General features: G+C 66.2%; 19 protein-coding genes. 13 read left to right on the forward strand and 6 right to left on the reverse strand.

The window, feature by feature from the left end:
• Positions 1-12 precede the first annotated feature (12 nt).
• The 5 genes from gmd to WS45_RS08495 are packed head-to-tail and all read left to right on the forward strand — an operon-like array spanning position 13 to position 5,379.
• Complete coding sequence (gene gmd / locus WS45_RS08475) at positions 13-1,047, forward strand: GDP-mannose 4,6-dehydratase (protein WP_059530360.1); 1,035 nt, start codon at positions 13-15, stop codon at positions 1,045-1,047.
• Positions 1,025-1,942, forward strand: a complete 918-nt coding sequence (locus WS45_RS08480) for an NAD-dependent epimerase/dehydratase family protein (protein ID WP_059699372.1) — start codon at positions 1,025-1,027, stop codon at positions 1,940-1,942. Before gmd ends, WS45_RS08480 begins: the two co-directional genes overlap by 23 nt.
• Positions 1,939-3,090: a glycosyltransferase family 4 protein gene (locus WS45_RS08485; protein WP_059699374.1), complete on the forward strand. Its 1,152-nt coding sequence runs from the start codon at positions 1,939-1,941 to the stop codon at positions 3,088-3,090. Before WS45_RS08480 ends, WS45_RS08485 begins: the two co-directional genes overlap by 4 nt.
• Entirely contained in the window at positions 3,056-4,192 is a 1,137-nt protein-coding gene (locus WS45_RS08490; protein ID WP_257127661.1) for a glycosyltransferase family 4 protein, read from the forward strand. Before WS45_RS08485 ends, WS45_RS08490 begins: the two co-directional genes overlap by 35 nt.
• Positions 4,075-5,379, forward strand: a complete 1,305-nt coding sequence (locus WS45_RS08495; RefSeq protein WP_257140321.1) for a glycosyltransferase family 4 protein — start codon at positions 4,075-4,077, stop codon at positions 5,377-5,379. The genes WS45_RS08490 and WS45_RS08495 overlap by 118 nt, the downstream gene beginning before the upstream one ends.
• A 79-nt stretch (positions 5,380-5,458) precedes the next feature.
• On the opposite strand, the gene WS45_RS34845 is transcribed toward WS45_RS08495, so the two are convergent.
• Positions 5,459-5,710: a hypothetical protein gene (locus tag WS45_RS34845; RefSeq protein ID WP_156437091.1), complete on the reverse strand. Its 252-nt coding sequence runs from the start codon at positions 5,708-5,710 to the stop codon at positions 5,459-5,461.
• Between the two features lie 155 nt (positions 5,711-5,865).
• Between WS45_RS34845 and WS45_RS08500 the strand changes: the two genes are divergently transcribed.
• The 4 genes from WS45_RS08500 to WS45_RS08515 all read left to right on the forward strand — a co-directional run bounded on the left by WS45_RS08500 (position 5,866) and on the right by WS45_RS08515 (position 12,418).
• Positions 5,866-6,831 (forward strand): UDP-glucose 4-epimerase family protein, encoded by a 966-nt coding sequence (locus tag WS45_RS08500; protein ID WP_059699377.1) that lies wholly within the window; start codon positions 5,866-5,868, stop codon positions 6,829-6,831.
• A gap of 5 nt (positions 6,832-6,836) precedes the next feature.
• Positions 6,837-7,853: an MraY family glycosyltransferase gene (locus tag WS45_RS08505; RefSeq protein WP_059699379.1), complete on the forward strand. Its 1,017-nt coding sequence runs from the start codon at positions 6,837-6,839 to the stop codon at positions 7,851-7,853.
• Between the two features lie 12 nt (positions 7,854-7,865).
• Positions 7,866-9,749 (forward strand): polysaccharide biosynthesis protein, encoded by a 1,884-nt coding sequence (locus tag WS45_RS08510; protein ID WP_059699382.1) that lies wholly within the window; start codon positions 7,866-7,868, stop codon positions 9,747-9,749.
• A gap of 335 nt (positions 9,750-10,084) precedes the next feature.
• Positions 10,085-12,418 carry a protease pro-enzyme activation domain-containing protein gene (locus WS45_RS08515; protein ID WP_059699518.1) on the forward strand — a complete coding sequence of 778 codons (2,334 nt, stop codon included), beginning with the start codon at positions 10,085-10,087 and terminating at the stop codon, positions 12,416-12,418.
• 121 nt (positions 12,419-12,539) lie between these two features.
• Here WS45_RS08515 and WS45_RS08520 read toward each other — a convergent pair whose 3' ends face one another.
• From WS45_RS08520 to WS45_RS08540, 5 genes are read right to left on the reverse strand one after another with little or no spacing between them, the layout of a single operon-like run.
• Positions 12,540-13,646 (reverse strand): MraY family glycosyltransferase, encoded by a 1,107-nt coding sequence (locus tag WS45_RS08520; protein WP_059699383.1) that lies wholly within the window; start codon positions 13,644-13,646, stop codon positions 12,540-12,542.
• A gap of 27 nt (positions 13,647-13,673) precedes the next feature.
• A complete protein-coding gene (gene galE / locus WS45_RS08525) occupies positions 13,674-14,696 on the reverse strand; it encodes a UDP-glucose 4-epimerase GalE (protein WP_059699385.1) in 1,023 nt (340 codons plus the stop codon).
• Positions 14,697-14,710: 14 nt separating this feature from the next.
• On the reverse strand, positions 14,711-15,847 hold the full coding sequence (locus WS45_RS08530) for a glycosyltransferase family 4 protein (RefSeq protein ID WP_059699387.1): 1,137 nt from the start codon (positions 15,845-15,847) through the stop codon (positions 14,711-14,713).
• Between the two features lie 43 nt (positions 15,848-15,890).
• A complete protein-coding gene (locus WS45_RS08535) occupies positions 15,891-16,715 on the reverse strand; it encodes a glycosyltransferase (RefSeq protein WP_059699389.1) in 825 nt (274 codons plus the stop codon).
• Positions 16,712-17,968 (reverse strand): lipopolysaccharide biosynthesis protein, encoded by a 1,257-nt coding sequence (locus tag WS45_RS08540; protein ID WP_059530322.1) that lies wholly within the window; start codon positions 17,966-17,968, stop codon positions 16,712-16,714. The genes WS45_RS08535 and WS45_RS08540 overlap by 4 nt, the downstream gene beginning before the upstream one ends.
• Positions 17,969-18,210: 242 nt before the next feature.
• Between WS45_RS08540 and WS45_RS08545 the strand changes: the two genes are divergently transcribed.
• From WS45_RS08545 to waaA, 4 genes are all read left to right on the forward strand, one after another.
• A complete protein-coding gene (locus WS45_RS08545; protein ID WP_059690756.1) occupies positions 18,211-19,605 on the forward strand; it encodes a phosphomannomutase/phosphoglucomutase in 1,395 nt (464 codons plus the stop codon).
• Positions 19,606-19,782: 177 nt separating this feature from the next.
• Complete coding sequence (gene waaC / locus WS45_RS08550; protein WP_059530317.1) at positions 19,783-20,778, forward strand: lipopolysaccharide heptosyltransferase I; 996 nt, start codon at positions 19,783-19,785, stop codon at positions 20,776-20,778.
• A 43-nt stretch (positions 20,779-20,821) separates the two neighbouring features.
• On the forward strand, positions 20,822-21,706 hold the full coding sequence (locus WS45_RS08555; RefSeq protein WP_059530314.1) for a Kdo hydroxylase family protein: 885 nt from the start codon (positions 20,822-20,824) through the stop codon (positions 21,704-21,706).
• Between the two features lie 37 nt (positions 21,707-21,743).
• Positions 21,744-23,102 carry a lipid IV(A) 3-deoxy-D-manno-octulosonic acid transferase gene (waaA, locus tag WS45_RS08560; protein ID WP_059699391.1) on the forward strand — a complete coding sequence of 453 codons (1,359 nt, stop codon included), beginning with the start codon at positions 21,744-21,746 and terminating at the stop codon, positions 23,100-23,102.
• The last annotated feature ends 56 nt before the right edge of the window (positions 23,103-23,158 follow it).

Consider the following 23,158-nt stretch of genomic DNA (forward strand, 5'->3'; position numbering starts at 1 on the left):
AATTCTCAAACTATGAAAGTTTCCATCATTACCGGCATCACTGGCCAAGACGGTGCCTATCTCGCCCAGCTCCTGCTCGAGAAGGGCTATCAGGTATATGGCACCTATCGCCGCACCAGCTCGGTGAACTTCTGGCGTATCGAAGAGCTCGGCATCGCCAAGCACCCGAACCTGCATCTCATCGAATACGACTTGACGGACCTGTCGGCGAGCATTCGCCTGCTGCAGACGACCGGCGCCACGGAGGTCTACAACCTCGCCGCGCAAAGTTTTGTCGGCGTGTCCTTCGACCAGCCGGTCACCACAGCGGAAATCACCGGCATCGGTCCGCTGAACCTGCTCGAGGCGATCCGCATCGTCAATCCGAAGATCCGCTTCTACCAGGCGAGCACGTCCGAAATGTTCGGCAAGGTGCAGGCAATTCCCCAGATCGAATCGACGCCGTTCTATCCGCGCAGCCCGTATGGCGTTGCCAAGCTGTATGCGCACTGGATTACGGTGAACTACCGCGAAAGCTACGATATCTTCGGCTGCAGCGGGATCCTGTTCAATCACGAATCCCCGCTGCGCGGCCGCGAGTTCGTCACGCGCAAGATCACGGACTCCGTCGCGAAGATCAAGCTGGGTCAGCTCGATGTGCTCGAACTGGGCAACATGGACGCGAAGCGCGATTGGGGTTTCGCGAAGGAATACGTGGAAGGGATGTGGCGCATGCTGCAGGTCGATGAGCCGGACACGTACGTGCTCGCCACGAATCGCACGGAAACCGTCCGCGATTTCGTCCGCATGGCGTTCAAGGCGACCGGTGTCGACCTCGAGTTCAAGGGCAGCGACGTGGATGAAGTCGGTGTCGACGTCGCGACCGGCAAGACGGTGGTGCGCGTCAATCCGAAGTTCCATCGCCCGGCCGAAGTCGACCTGCTGATCGGCAACCCGGAGAAGGCGAAGCAGAAACTGGGCTGGGAGCCGACGACGACGCTCGAGCAGCTGTGCGCAATGATGGTCGAAGCGGATTTGCGTCGCAATGAACTCGGCTTCTCGTTCTGACGCGCCGCGGGCTCTGGTGACAGGGCTCGGCGGCTTTACCGGCGACTTTCTGGCGCAGTCGTTGCGGGCGGCCGGCTATCGCGTGTTCGGTACGACGCACGGTTCCGAAGTGACGGGGCCCGATATGTATCGAGTGGACCTGTGCGACCGCGCGGCGCTCGCACAGGTCGTCGCCGACGTCCGGCCGGACGTGGTCGCGCATCTTGCCGCGATTGCATTCGTCGCGCACGGTGACGCCGATGCGATATATCGCACCAACGTGGTCGGCACGCGCAACCTGCTCGACGCGCTCGCGAATCTGGATAGTCGTCCGAAGGCGGTTCTGCTGGCAAGCAGTGCCAACATCTACGGCAACGCAGCGGTTGAAGTTATCGACGAGTCGGTCGAGCCCAACCCGGCGAACGACTACGCGGTGAGCAAGCTGGCGATGGAGTACATGGCGCGCCTGTGGTGCGACAAGCTGCCAATCGTTGTCGCGCGTCCGTTCAACTATACGGGCGTCGGTCAGTCGTCGCAGTTCCTGCTGCCGAAGATCGTCAGTCATTTCCAGCGTGGCGAACGCGTGATCGAACTCGGCAATATCGACGTCGAGCGCGATTTTTCCGACGTGCGTCGCGTCGTGGATGCCTATCGGCGCCTGCTGCAACTCGCACCGGCCGGTGGGGTATTCAACGTGTGCTCCGGCCGTGCGGTGTCGCTGAAGGCCGTGATCGCGATGATGGAGCAGATTGCCGGTTACACGATCGAAGTGCGCGTCAATCCGGCATTCGTGCGCGCGAATGAAGTGCGCCGGTTGCAGGGCGACGGTACGCGGCTGCAGGCGGCCGTTGGTCCGCTCGAGGACATTCCGTTGGAAAGTACGCTGCGCTGGATGTTTGGCGGAGGGCGTGGGTGAAGGTCGGTTTCGGCACGACGGCCCTCGCGCGAAGCCGCGCGCACGGCGGCGTCGACGGCATTGGTTCGTATACGCGTGAATTGGGACAGGCGCTGATCGCGCGCGGCGGGATCGGCCTGGTTCCGGCCGGTTTTGGCGCGACCGTTGGCGACGACGTATTTCCGGGCGCCAGGCCGCCGGTCAATCTCGGTCGGCATGAAGTCGCGACGGTGCTGGGCGCCGTGACGCCGTGGACCTCCATCGACGAGAAGGCGCTGCGCGCGGAACGCGTGGACGTGTTTCATGCGACGGATCACCTGATTCCGAAGCTGTCCTCGACGCCGGTCATCGCGACGTTGATGGATGCGATTCCGCTGTCGCATCCGGAGTGGACGACGATCCGGTTGGCGGCGCTGCGTCGTTGGCTGCTGCGTCGGTCGGGTGCATGGGCCGATCATGTGATCACGATCTCCGACTACTCCAAGCAGGAAATCGTTGAGCATTTCGGCATCGCGCCGGAGCGGATTTCGGTGGTGCCGCTGGGTGTCCACCCTCGCTTCTTCGAACGGATCGATCAGGCCGAGCGTGAGGCGGTATTGACGCGTCTCGGCTTGCCGGCGCAGTTCTTCCTGTGCGTCGGAACCCTGCAGCCGCGGAAGAACCTCGAGCGTGTGGTTGACGCCCATGCGAGCTTGCCGGCCGGCTTGCGCCGCGATATCCCGCTGGTGATCGTCGGCCGGGCAGGGTGGGGCTGCGAGCAACTCGTTGCGCGCTTGCGCGCGGACGAGAGCGGTTGCGTTCGCTGGCTCGAGTATCTGCCTGACCATGACGTGCGCGCGCTGCTTCAGTCGGCAACTGCGCTTGTGTTCGCGTCGCTGTGCGAGGGTTTTGGACTGCCCGTCGTGGAAGCTTTTGCGTCGGGGCTGCCGGTCGTGGCTTCCAGCACGACGTCCGTTCCGGAAGTCGCGGGCGACGCGGCTATCCTGGTCGATCCTTTCCGTACTGGCGATATTGCCGACGGCATGAGAATGATCGTCGAGCAGCCCGGCCGGGCCGACATGCTTCGCGCGGCCGGGCTGACCCGGGCGCGAGCGCTGAACTGGCCGGCCTGCGCGGAGAAGACGCTGGCCGTCTATGAAGCCGTCCTGGGCGGAACACGTCGTCAATGAATCAATTCGCTTCGAGGAGCACCGCGTGAAGTTGGGGGTGGACATCACCTGGATGGTGGGCAACTACCGCGGCATGGGGCGCTTCGCCCGTCAACTGGTGGCGCCGATCGGCGAGTCGGTGCTGGGCTTCGCGCCAAGCGGGGTGAGCACCGACGACTGGCCGTGCGTCAGCGAAGGGCGTGGTTTCTTCCCGTGGTGGGAGCAGGTCGAGTTGCCGCGATTGTGCCGCGAGCACAAGCCGGACTATCTGCTGTGCCCATACAACACCGGGCCGCTGCGCGCCACGGGCAACACGCCGCTGATAGCGGTCATCTACGATCTGATCTACATGCAGCCGTGGAGCGTGCTGCCGCCGGCGCGGTCGCTATATCAGACCGCCGGGCGCGTGTACCGTCGGCATGTGGTGCCGCGGCTGGCGCGCCGGGCCGACATCGTGCTGACCATCTCGCGTTTTACGCAGCGGGAGCTGGTCGAGACGCTCGGGCTGAACGAGGCGGACGTGCGCGTCATCCCTTGCATGATTTCGGACGACTGGTTCGATGCGCCGGTGAGTGCGGCGGCGCGCCGGCCGTATCTGTTCACGGTCGCGGGCGAGGTGCCGAGCAAGAACGTCGAGCGCCTCCTGCAAGCGTTCGCGGTCGCGCGCCCGTCGCTCGGCGATGACGCCACGCTGAGGATCGCCGGGATCAAGTCTGAACATCACGCGCATTTTCTCGGCAGGGCTGCGGCGCTCGGGCTTGCGGGTTCGGTCGAGTTGCTCGGCTACATTTCGCGGGACGAACTGCGCGAGCAGTACCGGCACGCGCGCGCGTTCATCTTTGCTTCGCTGTTCGAAGGGTTTGGCATTCCGCTGCTGGAGGCGATGGCGTCGGGTACCCCCGTTGCGTGCAGCAATACGACGTCGATGCCCGAGGTGGTCGGCGACTGTGGTCTGCAGTTCGATCCTTTTTCGGTGGACGACATGGCGGAGCAGATTCGCAGAGTATGGACCGACGGCGCACGCTTCGACGTCGCGATTGGCGACGGTGTGGCCCGCGCACGGTCCTTCTCGGAGTCTGCCGTGCGTCCGTTGATTCAGGACTTCTGGGCGCATCTGCCATGAACCAGGACAAGAAGAAGCTGCTGGTGCTGACGCCGCGGTTTCCGTATCCGGTGATTGGCGGCGACAAGCTGCGGATCTACCATCTTTGCCGTGTGCTGTCCCGTCATTACTCGCTGACGCTGCTGAGCATGTGCGAGACCGACGAGGAGATGCACGCCGCGTTGCCGGACGATGGCGTATTCGACCGGGTCGAACGGGTCTATCTGTCCCGCCGGCGATCGTACCTGAATACACTGCTTGCATTGCCCACGCGCACGCCGCTACAGGTCGCGTACTACCGGAGCCGCGCGTTTGCTGCGGCGGTGGCGCGATTGCTGCCGTCACACGACGGTGCCTTCGTGCATCTCGTGCGTTGTGCCGAGTATGTGCGCAAGTCGGACAAGCCGCGCATCCTGGAAATGACCGACGCGATTTCGCTCAACTACAGCCGGGTGAAGCAGCTGAAGAACGCGCGCGGACTGAAGTCGCGCGTGTTCGGTATCGAGGCGAAGCGCTTGCTCGACTACGAGCGCACGATCGTCGAGGATTTCGATCTGTCGGTGCTGGTGTCCCGGACCGATCGCGATTACCTGTTTCCGGGTGAGTCGGGCAAGAAGGTGATGGTGTGCTCGAACGGTGTGGACCTGTCGAGCCTGCCGTACTCGCCGCGCAGCATGGCGAGCAGGACCCTGATTTTCATCGGAGACATGCGCACGGTCCAGAACCAGGACATGTGCCACTATTTCGCGGAGGCCGTGCTGCCGTTGCTGCGCGAGCATGCCGACTATCGCTTCCGGATCGTCGGGTCCATCGCACCCACGCTGGCAGAACGATTTCGCGCGTATGACGGCGTCGACGTGACCGGCCGGGTCGAGTCGGTTGCGCAGGCCGCATCCGACGGCGCGATCGGCGTCTGCCCGATGCGCATCGGCGCAGGTGTGCAGAACAAGATTCTCGAATACATGGCGCTTGGGCTGCCTGTGGTCACCACATCGCTGGGCCACGAGGGTTTGGGTGCGGAACGCGGCCGCGATCTGCTGATCGCGGATACGCCGGAGGAATTCGTTGATCGCATCGAGCAACTGGTTGCAGACGAGTCCGCTGCGATCGAGATGACGGCGCGAGCGCGAGCCTTCGTCGAGCACGAGCACGGGTGGGAGCGGATGCTCGCGCCGCTCGTCGACGAGGTCGGTACACTGCTGGCCTGAGCGGCGGCGTCTCCAGCACTCGTAGACTCAGTGGTCGCGGGTGCGGGGCACGCGGCTTGGTTGCTGCCGATCGGTAAGGTTACAATGTCCGCGCATCGATGCGGCACCATCGGCACGCGTGGCCAATGACCTTCGGTCGGGCTTGCGCGTTGGCGACGCCGCCGTCGTGCAACCCGACGAGCCGCGCCGCGTCACGCGGCGCTTTCATCCGCTTCGGAACCCGAACATCATCTTGTCTTTCCATCTGGTTGCATCTGGCCGCGCACGTCTTGATGCGCTGCCGAATGCTTGTCGCGCGGCGCCGATTGAAAACAGTGCCGGCGATCGACATGCTTTCCGTTTTCGAGATCCCGACGTGTTCGTGTCTGCCTCCCTTTCCGTTCTCGAGTGCCGGTCCAGTGTGCGTCGGCCCGCGCTGTCCGTCGGCGCGGCAGGCGGGCTCACCCCGCCTCGCCAAGTCGTCAGCCGACAAAGCCGGAGGGTGCGATGACCCATCTCGTCGTCACCGGCGCCAACGGCTTCGTCGGTCGAGCGCTTTGCCGCCGCGCGTTACAGGCCGGTTATACCGTTACCGCACTGGTGCGGCGACCGGGCGGCTGCATCGACGGCGTGCGTGAATGGGTGCACGGCATCGCCGATTTCGATCGCCTGGATGAGGCGTGGCCGGCCGATCTTGCTGCCGATTGCGTGATTCATCTTGCTGCCCGTGTGCACGTGATGCGCGACGAGTCGCCCGATCCCGACGCTGCGTTCGATGCTACCAATGTCGTCGGAACCATGCGTCTCGCCGAGGCGGCGCGCAATCACGGCGTACGCCGCATCGTGTTCGCGAGCAGCATCAAGGCGGCCGGCGAAGGCGATGACGGTGTGCCGCTTTCGGAAGTGTCCGAACCCGATCCGCAGGATGCATACGGTCGCTCGAAGCTGCGTGCGGAGCGACAGCTCGCGCAGTTCGGCGCGTCGGCGGGGCTCGACGTCGTCGTCGTTCGTCCTCCGCTCGTGTATGGCCCGGCGGTCCGCGCCAACTTCCTGAGGATGATGGATGCGGTCGCGCGAGGAATACCGTTGCCGCTCGGTGCCGTCTCGGCGTGCCGCAGCATCGTCTACGTCGAAAACCTCGCGGATGCGCTGCTGCATTGTGCAATCGACCCCCGTGCGGCAGGCGAATGCTTTCATGTCGCCGACGACGAAGCGCCGTCGGTCGCGGGTCTGCTGCGTCTCGTAGGCGACACGCTGGGCAAGCCGGCACGGCTGATCGCGGTGCCGCCGATGCTGCTGCGTATGATCGGGACGTTGACGGGCCGCCGTGCGGTCGTCGACCGCCTGACCGGTAGCCTGCAGCTTGACACTGGCCGGATCACGCGCGTGCTCGGCTGGCATCCGCCCTATACCACCCGCCAGGGCCTCGAAGCGACCGCCGCATGGTATCGTTCGCGCGATACACAACAATAGTCGACATGCATCTCCCGATCTCCACATGGCCTTCCGCGGTCGTGGTGGCGCTGGCCGCCGCCATTGCATCGACGGCCATCCTGCGCATGCTTCTGGCGACCGGCCTCGCCTGGCGCCTCGCTACCGATATTCCGAACGATCGTTCGCTGCATACGCTGCCGACGCCGCGCGTCGGCGGGTGGGGTATCGTCCCGGTCTGCGTTGTCGCGCTGCTGGCGCTTGCGCCGGCGTTGTGGCTGATTGCCGCCGCCGCGGCGGGGCTGGCCGCGATGTCGCAGATCGACGACCGGCGCGGGTTGCCGGCCCGTGTGCGGTTCTCCGCTCACCTCGCGGCAGTGGTTGCGCTGATCGTCGTCTATCCGGCCGATGCGCCATGGTGGCTGCTCGTCGGTGTCGGCTTCGTGATGGTCTGGCTGACGAACCTGTACAACTTCATGGACGGGGCCGACGGCCTCGCGGGCGGCATGGCGCTGTTCGGCTTCGGCGCGTACGCGATCGCTGCACTGACCGGCGCGACACCGTCGCCGGATCTGGTCGTGGCGAGCTCGGCTGTCGCCGGCGCTGCGTTCGGATTCCTGCTGCTCAATTTCCATCCGGCCCGGTTGTTTCTAGGCGATGCGGGCTCGATTCCGTTGGGATTCCTGGCCGGTGCGCTCGGTTATTGGGGCTGGCGGGCCGGCGTCTGGCCGATCTGGTTTCCGGCACAAGTGTTCGCCCCCTTTATTGCCGATTCATCTGTAACACTTTTGAGACGTCTGTTACGTGGCGAAAAGTTCTGGCAGGCGCACCGGGAGCATTATTATCAAAGAATGGTTCGAGCGGGCGTAGGACATCGCCGGACCGCTCTTTATTGGTACCTCATCATGCTCGCAGGCATAATCGTTGCCGTGTGGGCAATGGGCCGCCCGGAACTGCAGCAATGGCTGTCGTTCTTCGTGTGGTACGGCGTCCTGGCATGCATCGGACTGGTGATCGACATGCGTTGGCGCCGGTTTCAGTCGGCCGCCGAAAATAACTCTTGAGGTTTCCCGCCGATGTTGCGATCCAAAGCATCATGGCTTTCGCTGAGCGCTTTTCTGTTTGACCTGACGGCGGTTACCGCCGCGTGGTTGTTCGCTTATCTCGTCCGATTCAACGGGAGTGTTCCGTCCGATTTCATGGGCGGCGCGCTGACGGCGCTCGTCTGGGTGCTGCCCGTCTACGCGCTGATGTTCCACGTATTCGGCCTGTACCGCGGCCTGTGGGTGTTCGCGAGCCTTCCCGACCTGATGCGGATCTCGAAGGCGGTAATCGGCGGCGGTGTGATCGTGATGATCGGCGCCGTGATGTTCCAGCCGTACCCGATCATCCCGCGCTCGGTGCTGCTCGTGTCGCCGCTGATGCTGTTTCTTGCGATGGGCGGCGCCCGTGCGCTCTACCGGGCGACGAAGGAGTTCTACCTGTACGGTGGCTTGGTCGGACAGGGCAAGCCCGTGCTGGTTCTCGGTGCCGGCACGGCCGGCGCGAGCCTCGCGCGCGAATTGTCGCGCTCGGGCGAATGGCGCCTCGTTGGCCTGCTCGACGACGACGTCACGAAGCATGGGCGCGAGATCTACGGCTACAAGGTGCTCGGCTCGTTCAACGACCTGAAGCACTGGACCGATGCGATGAAGGTCGAATACGCGATCATCGCGATTCCGTCTGCGTCCGTCGAAACGCAGCGCCGCGTCGCGACGCTATGCGTGCGCGCAGGCGTGAAGGCGATGGTGCTGCCGTCGCTGACCGCGTTGATGCCGGGGCAGGGGTTCCTGTCCCAGGTGCGCAATATCGACCTCGAGGACTTGCTTGGCCGAGATGCCGTGACGATCGACACGCCGCACGTCGAAGCGCTGCTGCGTGGCCGCGTCGTGATGGTGACGGGCGCGGGCGGTTCGATCGGCTCCGAGCTGTGCCGGCAAATCCTCCGTTTTGCGCCGGCACAGCTCGTCGCATTCGATTTGTCCGAATACGCGATGTACCGGCTCGCCGAGGAGTTGCGGGAGCGCTTCCCCGACCAGCCCGTCCTGCCGATCATCGGCGACGCGAAGGATTCGCTGCTGCTCGACCAGGTGATGTCGCGTTATGCGCCGCACATCGTGTTCCATGCGGCCGCATACAAGCACGTGCCGCTGATGGAGGAGCACAATGCGTGGCAGGCGCTGCGCAACAACGTGCTCGGCACGTATCGTGTCGCGCGCGCGGCGATTCGCCACGGCGTCCGTCATTTCGTGCTGATTTCGACCGACAAGGCCGTCAATCCGACCAACGTCATGGGGGCGAGCAAGCGTCTTGCCGAGATGGCGTGCCAGGCTCTGCAGCAGACAAGCGGCGGTACGCAGTTCGAGACCGTGCGGTTCGGCAACGTTCTTGGCAGTGCAGGCAGCGTGATTCCGAAGTTCCAGCAGCAGATCGCGAAGGGCGGGCCGGTGACGGTCACGCACCCGGAGATCACGCGCTTCTTCATGACGATTCCGGAGGCGTCGCAACTCGTGCTGCAGGCGTCGAGCATGGGCCATGGCGGCGAGATCTTCATTCTCGACATGGGCGAGCCGGTCAAGATCGTCGATCTCGCACGCGACCTGATTCGTCTCTACGGCTTCTCGGAGGGGCAGATCCGGATCGAGTTCACGGGGTTGCGGCCTGGCGAAAAGCTGTACGAGGAACTGCTCGCGGACGATGAGACGACGACCCGCACGCCGCATCCCAAGCTGCGGATCGCACGTGCGCGCGAAGTGCCGGATCACTTGCTCGACGAATTACTGCCGTGGCTGATGCAGAATCGCGTGCTCAGCGACGATGAAGTCCGGCGCGATCTGCGACGTTGGGTGCCGGAATACCAGTCGACGGCTGCGCCTGTGCTGCAGAGTGTGCCGGACGCGCGGGCGGTGTCGAACGAGTGAGCATCAGTGCCGCGTGCGTGTGTCGGACACGCCGAGAAAAAAGAGCGCCCTTGAGGCGCTTTTTTTGTGTTCCGCTGATCTGGCCGCGGGGCGGATCGACCGATGCATTTGCGCGGCGTCAGCGTCCCCATCCGGGTGCGGACCAGCCCATCCTGGCCTACCTGCGGCCACCGGTTGCATTCATTTGACTACCGGCCGATTCCTTCCTATGTTTTCCTCAAGGTAGCCGTCCGATTGCCGTAAAGAACAAAGGTGAAAAGCCAAATACGAGATCAACGGTCCATACCAATCCGATGAAAGCGGAACATATTGCAAGGGGAATGAGCGCGGCACTCATGGTGTTCGCGCTCGCGGGGTGTGGCGGCGACGAGAGTCCGACGGCGTCGACCGTCACCGCCACTGCGCAGGTCGGCAAATTGTCGGCCCTGCGCGCCACGGGTAACGTGGTGAGTGCAGCGCCGATGAGTGCGACGGCGCCGGTCCATGTTGTGCTCATACTCAAGCCGAACGACCAAGCCGCACTGCATCGCTTCGTGCAGGACGCGCGAACGCCCGGCAGCGCCAGCTTCGGCGCGGTGCTGACCTCCGCGCAGATTGCCGCGCGCTACGCGCCCACCGCCGACCAGGTCGCCACGGTGAAGGCCTATTTGGGAAGTAAGGGCTTCACGAACATCAACGTTGCCGGCAACAACATGATCGTCGAAGCCGATGCGCCGGCCGGCGTGATATCCGGCGTGTTCAAGACGACGCTGGTGCCCGTCGCGATGGCCGACGGCAGCCGCGCGCATATCAACACCGCCCCCGAGACGGTGCCGGACGCACTCGGCGGCGTCGTTCAAGCGGTTCTGGGGCTCGATACCGCGACGCGCCTGCATCCGCACTTCGTGCGCGCGTCCGTGGCCGCCCGTGCGCCAACCGCAAACACGTCGCCGACGACCAACGCAATCATGGTGGGCCACAACCCGACGCAGTTTCCGGTCATCTATTCCGTCGGCAGCGCGCCGACGGCCGGCAACACCACGGTGGGCATCATCGCGGAAGGGAACCTGACGCAACCCGTCATCGACCTGACGACGTTCGAAACCAACAACCGGTTGCCCGCCGTACCCGTTTCGGTGATCAACGCCGGCACGCCGAGCGCCGACACGAGCGCGAACGTCGAATGGTCGCTCGACAGCCAGACCATCGTCGGGATGTCCGGCGGCGTCAAGCAAATCAACTTCTATGTTGCGCCGTCCTTCGCATGGAGCGACATGGCACTCGCGATCAATCGCGCCGTGTCGGACAACACCGCGCGGGTCGTCAACATGTCGATCGGCGGATGCGAGAACTGGGCGCCGACCGCCTCGATGGACGTGCTGTTCGAAATGGCCGTCGCACAGGGGCAGACCTTTTCGGTCAGCACGGGCGATTCGGGTAGCGTTGCGTACGGCTGCAGCGGCACGTCGGTGCAATATCCGGCCAGCTCGCCCTACGTCGTGGCCGTCGGCGGCACCAGCCTCTATACGAACGGGAACGGCAGCTATGGCGGCGAGATGGCCTGGGACTCCGGCGGTGGCGGCAGCAGCGGCTTCGAGCCGATTCCGACCTGGCAGTCGAACGTACCGCAGCTCAAGGGACGGGCGTTCCGGGGCCTGCCGGATCTCGCGTTCGACGCCGATCCCAACAGCGGCGCGCAGATCATCGTGGGCGGACAACTCGAAACGCTGGGTGGTACGAGCCTGTCCGCGCCGTTGTTTGCTGCGACCTGGGCGCGTCTCTTGTCCGGCAGCTGCGCGACGAACCCCGGCTTCGCGGCACCGACGATATACAGTGCACAAGCCACGACACCGTCGATCTTTCGCGACATCACCTACGGCAGTAACGGCGCATACAGTGCCGGTTCGGGCTGGGACTTCGTGACCGGCTGGGGCTCGCCGATCGTCACCACGCTGCAATCGTCGATATGCGCGCCAACGACACCGATCTATGGCGGCACCATCGCTGAAGGGACGACGCTCAAGCCGGGACAAACCGTGTACTCGGCGTCCCAAAACCATCGACTGGTCATGCAGAATGACGGCAACCTCGTGCTTTACAACGCGACCAGTGGTGCTGCGGTATGGAATTCGGGGACCAACGGAAACACCGGCGCCTATGCCGTGTTTCAGACCGACGGCAATTTCGTCATCTACGGCACGAGCGGCAAGCCTTTGTGGTTCTCGTCGACCAATGGCACCTTGTATGGCCAGAGTCTTGTCATTCAGGACGACGGCAACATGGTGATCTACCGGTTGTCGGTGCCGGTATTTGCCACGGCGACTTCCGCGATGGGCCTGGCGAGTTCCTCGAGCGGTCCCGCGGTCTGGAAGGGCGGCGTCACGCTTGGTAGCGGGCAGAGTTTTGCATCGGGCAACGGCGCAAACGTGCTCGTCATGCAGGGCGACGGGAATCTGGTGCTGCTACGCCAGGGCGTTCCGGTGTGGAATTCGGGTACCTACAATCACCCGGGGGCCTACGCGACGATGCAAACGGACGGCAACCTGGTGGTCTACAGTTCAGCGGGGGCACCGCTCTGGTATTCCAGCACCGGTGGAAATCCGGGGGCAGTTACCTACATTCAGGACGACGGTAACGTCGTGATCTATACGCAAGTGCCGGGCTGGAGCTCGAATTCCGCGGGAAGCTAGTCGACCGTTCGTCGAGCCGCCGCCGTGCCGTCATGATCCTGCCGGCAACGGCGGCTGGTCCGACATCGGGGCGCGGCACGCGTTGCCGCGTGAACCGGCAGCGTGCCGGCCGCCTCCCCCCTCAATGCCCCCGCTTCTCCTTCCTCACCACCATCCACCGCGGCGCCCTGAACCTGACGATGCTGATATACAGCCACACATAGGTCAGCGCGAACAGCACCACAAAAACGAACAGGTGCACCGTGTGTCGCCAGAACAGCGTCGCCGGAATCACGGCAACGAGGCACAGCAGCCACAGATAAGGTGAGGTGAGCGAATTCCGCCGCGTGAGGTCATGCGCATGTTTCGTCCCGACGGCCCATCGCATCAGCCGCTTGTACACGAGCATGTGCAGGTGCACACCGTCCGGAATCCCCGGCGACATCCCGCGAATGAACTTCTTCCGGTAGATCGAGAAGCACGTCTCGAAGATCGGATACATGAACAGCAGCACCGGATACCACGCCGACACTTCGCGATTGCGCATCACCAGCATGATCGCGAGCTCGGCGAGCATGAAGCCGATGAAATACGCGCCGCCGTCGCCGAGGAAGATCAGGCCGGCCGGGAAATTCCACAGGAAGAAGCCGAGCACGGCGCCCATCATGATGATCGACGCGGACATCACGACCGGGTCGTTGACGTGGAATGCGACGTAGGCGAGCGACGCGAACATCATGAAGCTGACCATCGACGCGAGACCGTTGAAGCCGTCGATGATGTTGATCGCGTTGGCCAGCGCGGCGACCGCGAGCACCGTGATGAACGCCGAAATGGCCACGTAGTGGAGCAGGAAGTCGAGCGGCGGCACGCTGATGCGCGTGACCGCGATGTTCAGCAGCCAGAACGCCAGCGCGGCCGCGCCCATCGTGCACAGCAGCCGCGCGCGCGGCGACACGCGCTTGGTCAGGTCCTCGACGAGTCCGGAGAGGAACGCCGGCATCCCGCAGGCCACGATGCCGAGAATGCTGCCGGCGATCGCCGGATAGCGCCGGGTCAGGAGCAGCGCGGCAATGACGACGCCGGCGAGGATCCCGATGCCCCCGACGCGCGGCACGGGCCGCACGTGGAATTTCTGCACGCCGGCCAGATCGCTGTCGATCGAGAATTTCTCGTGCAGATGCGCATAGCGCACGATGAACAGCGTGACGAGCAGGGAGACGATGAAGCCGGACGCGAAGCTGAGCATGGGATCGCTCGAAAAATGGACAGCGGATTATACAAAACCGCGGGGGTTCCCCTCCTGCCATTTCCAGTGGTCGGCGCACATCTCCTCGATCCCGAGCGTCGCGCGCCAGCCGATGAGGTCGGCGGCGGCCTGCGGATTCGCGTAGCACTCGGCGATGTCGCCCGGGCGGCGCGCGACGAGTTCGTACGGCACCGGGCGGCCCGACGCCTTCTCGAACGCGCGCACGACTTCCAGCACGCTATAGCCCTGGCCCGTGCCGAGGTTCACGACGAAGCTCGCATCGCGCTTCGCGAGCGCGTCGAGCGCGGCGATGTGCCCCTTCGCGAGATCGACGACGTGGATGTAGTCGCGCACGCCGGTGCCGTCCGGCGTCGGGTAGTCGGAGCCGAATACGCGCAGCTTCTCGAGCTTGCCGACCGCGACCTGCGCGACGTACGGCATCAGGTTGTTCGGGATGCCGGCCGGATCCTCGCCGATCAGCCCGCTCGCATGTGCGCCGACCGGGTTGAAGTAGCGCAGCGTCGCGATGCGCCACGACGGGGCCGATACCTCGAGATCGCGCAGAATCTGCTCGGCGATCAGCTTCGACTGGCCGTACGGGTTGGTCGCGGACAGCGGGAACGATTCGTCGATCGGCGAGCGCTCCGGCACGCCGTACACGGTGGCGGACGAACTGAACACGAATTGCTTGACGTTGCGCTCGCGCATGATCTTGAGCACGGAGAGCAGTCCGCCGAGGTTGTTCTGGTAATACTCGAGCGGCTTCGCGACCGATTCGCCGACCGCCTTGAGCGCCGCGAAATGGATCGTGCCCGTGATCGGATGTGCGTCGAACACTTTCGCGAGCGCGGCTTCGTCGCACACGTCGACCTGGTGGAACGCGGGCGTCCTGCCCGTGATTCGCTCGATGCGCCGGACGGACTCGGCCTTGCTGTTGACGAGGTTGTCGACGATCACGACATCGTAGCCGTTGTCGAGCAGCTCGACGGCCGTGTGCGAGCCGATGTAGCCCGCACCGCCGGTAACGAGGATGGTGCCTTTAGCGGTCATGCTGATGCGCTCCTTCAGAGTGTGATGCCGGTCAATGTATGAATGGTCTGCCGGTAACGTTCGACGACCTGCTGCTCGTCGAATTCAGCGGCGACCTTGCGGCGACCGCGCGCGCCCATCGCATCGCGCCCGGCGGTCCCGAGTTCGATCATGCGGATCAACTGCTCGGCGAGGCTCGCGCTGTCGCGCACGCGGCACAGGAAGCCGGTTTCGCCGTCGGCCACGACGTCGCGGCAGCCCGGCACGTCGGTCGCCACGATCGGGCGGCCCATCGCGGACGCTTCCATCAGCGTGCGCGGCACGCCCTCGCGGTACGACGGCAGCACGACGCAATCGGCCGCCGCGATGTGCGGGCGCACGTCGTGCGCCTCGCCGAGATACTCGACGACGCCTTCGCCGACCCACGCGTCGACGTCCGCGCGGCCGATCGCGCTCGGATTGTCGACGCCGAGCGGCCCGAGCAGCTGGAAGCGCGCATCCGGGTAGCGGGCCCGCACGACGCGCGCGGCCTCGACGTATTCGCGCACGCCCTTGTCCCACAGCAGCCGGCCGATCAGGATGAACACCGGGCCACGGCAGGCGGGCAGCGGCGCCGGCGCGAACTGTTCGAGGTCGACGCCTTCGCCGTGCAGCAGCCGCGCGCGGTCGGGGTGCGCAAGCAGCTGCTCGTCGGTGAAGGTCGCGAGATCGTCGCGGTTCAGGAACCAGACTTCACGCGGAAAGCGGAACGCGAACCGGTACAGGCGCTTCGCGACGCTGGCCGCGCGGCTTTTCTGGATGAACACGTAGCCGAGGCCGGTGGTGACCGCGATCGACGGCACGCGCGCGAGCCACGCCGCGATCGACCCGTAGATGTTCGGCTTGATCGTGTAATGGAACACGAGATCGGGCTTGAGCGCGCGGTAATGGCGCACGAGCGCGGCAAGCGTGCCGAGATCCTCGCGCGGGCTCGTGCCTTTCGACGCGACGGCGAGCGCGACATAGCGGCAGCCCATCTGCTCGAGCAGGGGCACCGTGCGGTCGTGCGGCGCGATCACGATGACCTCGGCGCCGCGCGCGACGAGCGCACGGATCAGCCCGTGGCGGTACGTGTAGATCGCCCAGGCCGTGTTGCAGACGAGCGCGATGCGCAGCGAGGGGGTAGCGGACATGAAAAAAAAGAAAAAATAAAGCGTCGAAAATGCCGGATGAGGACTACGCGGTCGGGCGCGCCGCGAACAGCGTCCGCTTGATCCGCTGCAACGTGCGGTACGGCGTCACGAAATGCAGCAGGTTCTTGGCGAGGCCGGCCCAGTCGTACGGGTTCAGAACGTTGAAGTGTCGCAGCAGCAGCGATAGCGTCGATATCAGCTGGCGGCGGCGCTTGGTCGCGCTGATCCCGCCCTCGTTGAGCTCGTAGTAGAGGCCGAGCTCGGGCAGGTTCGCGCAATCGTAGCGTTGCATTAACCGTAAAAAAAGATCGAGATCCTCGGCCGCTCGGTACTTCGCCCGATAGTTGCCGACTTCGCGCACCGCGTCGATGCGCAACATGACCGACGGATGCACGAGCGGCGAGCGCAGGAAGCGCGTGCGGCGCAGCGTGCGCGGATCGGCGGGCGGCGTCAGCATGAAGCGCGGCTCGCCGGCGCGCGACACGACCTGGGTCCACATGCCGACGCAGGCCACGCGCGGGTGGGCGTCGAGATACGCGCGCTCTTTCGCGAGGCGCTGCGGCGCGGCGAGGTCGCCGGCGTCGATGCGGGCCGCATAGCGGAAGCCGCGCGCCGCGAGCGCGTCGATGCCGGCCTCGAGCGCGCGCTCGATGCCGCCGTTTTGCGGCATGCGCAGCACCTCGACCGCGAGGCCGGGCAGGTCGGGCGCCGCGATCGGCGGCGTGCTGCCGTCGTCGACGATCAGCACGTGCACCGGCGCGTCCTCGCGAAACGACGCGAGGGTGCGCACGACGTCGTCGTGGCCGTTGTAGGCCGGCATCAGCACGGCCACGTCGTCGAGCGGGGGCGGGCAATCGGGAGACGTCATGGGCGCAGCTTGATACGAATGTAATAAAAATTAACGGCGGCGGCGGCAACATAGCCGGCCGCCAGCCCGACGAGCGCGCCGTACAGGCCGAGCGGGGGGATGGCGAACACGTTGACGAGCGCGGCGATCGCGAGCGCGAGCACCCATTTCGCCAGCAACACGAATTTTGCTTGATATTTGAGAACGATAAGATTGCCTATCGCCTCGATGCCGGCCGGCACGGACAGCCAGACGGCCCAGCGGAAGATGTCGACCGACGCCTCGTAGCCGCGGCCGAACACCTTGCCGACGATGAGCGGCGCGGCCGCATCCAGCACCAGCGCGCCGGCCGTCATCAGGCCGGCGGTCATCGCGATCAGCCGGACGATGTTGCGGCGCAGCCGCGCGACGTCCTGCACGCGGTATACGAACGCGGGCGCGATGGTCTGCGCGAGCATCAGTGCGAGCGTGATCCAGTTCTCGTTGAGCTGCTGGGCCGCCGAATAGCGGCCGAGGTCGGCGAACGACACGTGACGCTCGAGCATCAGGCGGTCGAGCTTCAGGAACAGATACATGCAGATCAGGCCGAGCCAGAACACGGTGCCGGCGGTGGCGAAGTGCCCGAACAGCGGTTTGTCGAACGTCCAGCCGAGCGTGCCGCCGTTACGATGGCGGTAGTAGAGCAGCAGCGCGAAGCCGATCGCGGCGGCCTCCAGCGCCCACAGCCATGCGAAGCGGGCGGGGCCGGCGGCCGCGCGGACCAGCAGCCAGACGCACAGCGCCTTCGCCAGCGCGGTGACCATGCTGGTCACGAGCTGCGGCTTGCTGTAGGTCATGCTCTGCAGCCACGCGTTGATCACGCCGACGAACGGCTCGCGGAACACCATCGTGACCGCGAGGCCCGCGAGCATCGCGCCGACGAGCGGATCGAACGCGCCGGCGCCGATCGCGACCCAGGTCGCGACGAGCGCGGCGGCGGACACGCCGATGCGCAGCGCGAAGGCGCTGCCGAGCACCGCGCCGAGTTGTGCGGGCGGGCGCTGGACGATGGTCGGAACCAGGATTTCGGCGCCGCACACCCAGGTGAGCGGTGCCAGTACGAGGAGAAGCGTATTCGCATACTGCCATTTGCCGAACACGTCCGGCCCGAAATAGCGGGCCAGAAGACCGCTGATCGCGATCGCGACGCCGATCTGCGTGAGCCGTTCGAGCCCCAGCCAGACGAGGTTCGCGACGGCCTTCGCGACGTCCGGGTTGCCGAATCGCTTCAGCATGCGGGGCAGCCGCACGCGCGCGAGGCGGCCGGCAGGGCGCCCGGGGGCGGCAGGGTGGCGGCGGCGGAACGGCTAGGCATTAAAATGGACGGAATCCGCGTCATCAAAACCCGCGATTATAAGTTGGATCGGGGCCGCTCCAGCCGTCCCGTTCCTTGCAGCGCCGGGCCCGCATGTATGATGCCGGGCATGCGCGAAAGGCGGCCAGATTATTTTCCATGCACGCAACCGAGAGAGAATCGATGATCTCCCAATCCATCTTCAAGGCATATGACATTCGCGGTGTGGTCGGCAAGACGCTCGACGCCGACACGGCGCGCGGGATCGGCCGGGCATTCGGCAGCGAAGTGCGCGCACAGGGCGGCGACGCGGTCGTCGTCGCGCGCGACGGCCGCCTGTCGGGGCCCGAGCTCGTCGGCGCACTCGCCGATGGCCTGCGTGCGGCGGGCGTCGACGTCGTCGACGTCGGCATGGTGCCCACGCCGGTCGGCTATTTCGCGGCGAGCGTGCCGCTTGCGCTGAAGGGCGGCGAGCGTCGCGTCGATTCGTGCATCGTCGTCACGGGCAGCCACAACCCGCCCGACTACAACGGCTTCAAGATGGTGCTGCGCGGCGCGGCGATCTACGGCGAGCAGATCCAGGCGCTGTACCGCCGCATCGTCGACGAGCGCTACGAGACGGGCAGCGGCTCGTACGAGGCATTCGACGTCGCCGACCAGTACATCGAGCGCATCGTCGGCGACGTGAAGCTCGCGCGCCCGCTGAAGCTCGTCGTCGACGCCGGCAACGGCGTCGCGGGCCCGCTCGCGACGCGCCTGTTCAAGGCGCTCGGCTGCGAACTCGTCGAGCGCTTCACCGACATCGACGGCACGTTCCCGAACCACCACCCCGATCCCGCGCACCCGGAAAACCTGCAGGACGTGATCCAGGCGCTGAAGGACACCGATGCCGAGCTCGGCTTCGCGTTCGACGGCGACGGCGACCGCCTGGGCGTCGTCACGAAGGACGGCCAGATCATCTTCCCGGACCGCCAGCTGATGCTGTTCGCGGAGGAAGTGCTGTCGCGCAACCCGGGCGCGCAGATCATCTACGACGTGAAGTGCACGCGCCATCTCGCGCAGTGGGTGAAGGCGAAGGGCGGCGAGCCGCTGATGTGGAAGACGGGCCATTCGCTCGTGAAGGCGAAGCTGCGCGAGACGGGCGCACCGCTCGCGGGCGAGATGAGCGGCCACGTGTTCTTCAAGGATCGCTGGTACGGTTTCGACGACGGTCTCTACACGGGCGCGCGCCTGCTCGAGATTCTCGCGAAGGCGGCCGATCCGAGCGCGCTGCTGAACGCGCTGCCGGACGCGATGAGCACGCCCGAACTGCAGCTCTGGCTCGACGAAGGCGAGAACTTCCGCTTGATCGAGAAGCTGCAGAAAGAGGCGAAATTCGACGGCGCGGACGAGGTCGTGACGATCGACGGCCTGCGCGTCGAATACCCGGACGGCTTCGGCCTCGCGCGCTCGTCGAACACGACGCCGGTCGTCGTGATGCGGTTCGAATCCGAGACCGAGGAAGGCCTCAAGCGCATCCAGGACGACTTCCGCCGCGTGCTGACGGCCGCGAAGCCGGACGTCAAGCTGCCGTTCTGAACCCCGGCGGCCTGCGGGCCGCCGCCGGCGCGACGATGGTCGAACGATCGTCGCGCCATCCCCGAAAAGCGGCGCACGCCGACGGCGTGCGGCCGCTTTTTGCCTGTGTGGTCCCCCGGGCGCGATAAAATCGCGTCTTTATGCCTGTCGCCGGCCGTCCGCCGGCGTTTTTTCAGCGTGCAAAAGATCCTGATCGTGCGCGTGTCGTCGCTGGGCGACGTCGTGCACAACATGCCGGTGATCGCCGATATCCGGCGTCGCCACCCCGACGCGCAGATCGACTGGCTCGTCGAGGAGAGCTTCGTCGACCTCGTGCGGCTCGTCGACGGCGTGCGCGACGTGCTGCCGTTCTCGCTGCGCCGCTGGCGCAAGAAGCCGTTCTCGGGTGCGACGTGGCGCGAGATCCGCGCGTTCCGCAAGCGCCTCGCGGCCGAGCAGTACGACCTCGTGATCGACTGCCAGGGGCTCATCAAGACGGCGTGGGTCGCGAGCTGGGCGCGCGGCCCGCTCGCGGGCCTCGGCAACCGCACCGACGGCGCGGGCTACGAATGGCCGGTGCGCTTCTTCTATCGCAAGCGCGTGCCGATCGCGCCGCGCACGCACGTGGTCGAGCGTTCGCGCCAGCTGGTCGCGGCCGCGCTGGGCGACCCGGCGCCGACGCCGGCCGATCCGGTCGACTTCGGCCTCGATACGCGTGCGGCGGCGCTCGCGGTCGCGGCGCTCGGCCTGAACCTGCCGGTGCCGTACGTGGTGTTCGTGCATGCGACGTCGCGCGCCGACAAGCAGTGGCCCGACGCTGCCTGGATCGAGCTCGGCCAGGCGCTCGTGCGGCGCGGCGCGTCGCTTGTGCTGCCGTGGGGCAACGACGCGGAGCGCGCGACCAGCGAGCGGCTCGCGAAGGAGTTCGGCGCGGCGGCGATCGTGCCGCCGAAACTGTCGCTGCCGGCGGTCGTCGGCCTGATCGACGGCGCGGCCGCGACGGTCGGGGTTGATACAGGTCTGGTTCACATCGCGGCCGCGCTGAAGCGTCCGACGGTCGAACTGTACAATTTCGCGACGGCCTGGCGCACCGGCGGTTACTGGTCGCCGAACGTCGTCAACCTCGGCACGGCGGGGCAGCCGCCGTCGATCTCGCAGGTGAAGGCGGTGCTCGCGGGCTTCGGTCTGCTGTGATGCCCGTCATGCCTGCCCTGCCCGTCACGCACGCGAACCGATCATGAGCGAATCCCAGATCATCGAAGTCCCGTCCGCCGACTGGAGCGGACACAACCTGTCGGTGCCGCGCGAGCAGCTGCTCGCCGCGGTCGAGGAAGGCAAGGTGCTGTATTTCCCGCACCTGCGCTTCGCGATCGAAGGCGGCGAGGAAGCGCTGCTCGATCCGGCGCTCGCCGATCCGAAACGCAAGAACATCAGCCTCGCGCCGAACGGCGGTGCGCTCGCCGGCGTGCTCGGCGACAGCGTCACGCAGTCGGCCGTGCGCGCGCTGGTCGCGCGCTTCCAGCAGCAGGCCGGCACGCTCGTCGACGGCCTCTTTCCCGAATACCGCGGCAAGCTGCGCGTCGCGCCGACGAGCCTGCGGCTGATGCAGGTCGAGACGCGCCAGACGTCCTGGCGCAAGGACGACAGCCGGCTGCACGTCGACGCGTTCCCGTCGCGGCCGAACTACGGCGAGCGGATCCTGCGCGTGTTCACGAACGTGAACCCGGCCGGCCAGCCGCGCGTGTGGCGTGTCGGCGAGCCGTTCGAGGACGTCGCGAAGCGTTTCCTGCCGAAGATCCGGCCGCAGTTCCCGGGTTCGGCGTGGCTGCTGAACCTGCTGCACGTGACGAAGTCGCCGCGCAGCGCGTACGACCACCTGATGCTGAACCTGCACGACAGCATGAAGGCCGATCTCGACTACCAGAAGACCTGCCCGCAGCAGACGATGCCGTTTCCGCCGGGCAGCGTGTGGATATGTTTCTCGGACCAGACTTCGCACGCTGTGATGTCCGGCCAGTTCATGCTCGAGCAGACCTTCTTCCTGCCGGTCGACGCGATGGTGCGTCGCGAATGCGCGCCGCTCGGGATTCTCGAGCGCCTGCAGGGCAGGGCGCTGGTTTGAGCGCGCACCGCATCCTTCACGGTTTCGGAGCCCGCGCATGCTGAGGGCGATCTATCGCGCGCTGTGGTGGCTCGTCGCGCCGATCGCGGTCATCCGGCTCTATGTGCGTTCGCGCAAGGAGCGCGGCTATCGCGAGCACATCGGCGAGCGCTTCGGTCACGTCGCGGGCCGGTCGCCGGACGATCGCACGCCGCTGATCTGGGTGCATGCGGTGTCGGTCGGCGAGACGCGCGCCGCGCAGCCGCTGATCGACGCGCTGATGCATGCGCGTCCCGACGCGCGCATTCTGCTCACGCACATGACGCCGAGCGGTCGCGCGACCGGCGAGCAGATCTTCGGCGATCGCGTGTTGCGCTGCTATCTGCCGTACGACATGCCGGGCGCGGTGCGGCGCTTCCTGCGCGTATGGCGGCCGACGCTGGGTCTCGTGATGGAAACCGAGGTGTGGCCGACGCTGATCGACGAGTGCCGCCGCGCGGACGTGCCGCTCGTGCTGACCAACGCGCGGATGTCCGCGCGCTCGCATCGACGTGCGGCGAAGTTCGGCGCGGCGACGCGCGACGTGTTCGGTGGCTTCTCGCGCGTGCTCGCGCAGAGCCCGGCCGACGCCGAGCGGCTGACGTCGCTCGGCGCACGCAACGTGACCGTGCTCGGCAACCTGAAGTTCGACATGACGACGCCGCCTGAGCTGGCGGCGCGCGGCCATGCATGGCGCGACGCGATCGGCACGCGGCCGGTGTGGGTCGCCGCCAGCACGCGCGAGAACGAGGAGGCGCTGGTGCTGCAGGCGTTCGCCGCGATGAAGACGCCCGGCGCGCTCCTCATTCTTGTGCCGCGTCATCCGCAGCGCTTCGCCGAAGTCGAGGCGCTGGTTGCGCGCAACGGCTTCAAGTGTGTGCGGCGTTCGGTGTGGGGTGCGGACGCGGCGGCGCTCGCCGCGGGTCGGCCCGCCGCGGCCGAGCCGTTGCCGGCCGACGTGACGGTGCTGCTCGGCGATTCGATGGGTGAGCTCGGCGCGTACTACGCGGCCGCCGACGTCGCGTTCATCGGCGGCAGCCTGCTGCCGCTCGGCGGGCAGAACCTGATCGAGGCCTGTGCGGTCGGCGTGCCGGTGCTGATCGGGCCGCACGTGTTCAACTTCACGCAGGCGACTGCCGATGCGGTCGCGGCCGGCGCGGCGATGCAGGTCGCGGATCCGCTCGATCTCGCGCACGTGCTCGACGCGCTGTTCGCCGACAAGGCACGGCGCATCGCGATGGGCGCGGCGGGCGCCGCGTTCGCGTCGCGCCATCGCGGCGCGACGGCGCGCTCGGTGGACGTGCTGGCGGCGCTGCTGCCGCCGGTCGAGCGCGGCGGGCGTGCGATGCACGGCGCAGCCGGCGCATCCGACGACTAAGCGGGCGGCGCAAGGCCGTTTCCCCCCGGGTAGACGTGGCGGCATGCTGCCGCCGC

It is taken from the genome of Burkholderia sp. RF2-non_BP3, from assembly GCF_001522185.1.
GTDB classification, from domain to species: domain Bacteria; phylum Pseudomonadota; class Gammaproteobacteria; order Burkholderiales; family Burkholderiaceae; genus Burkholderia; species Burkholderia diffusa.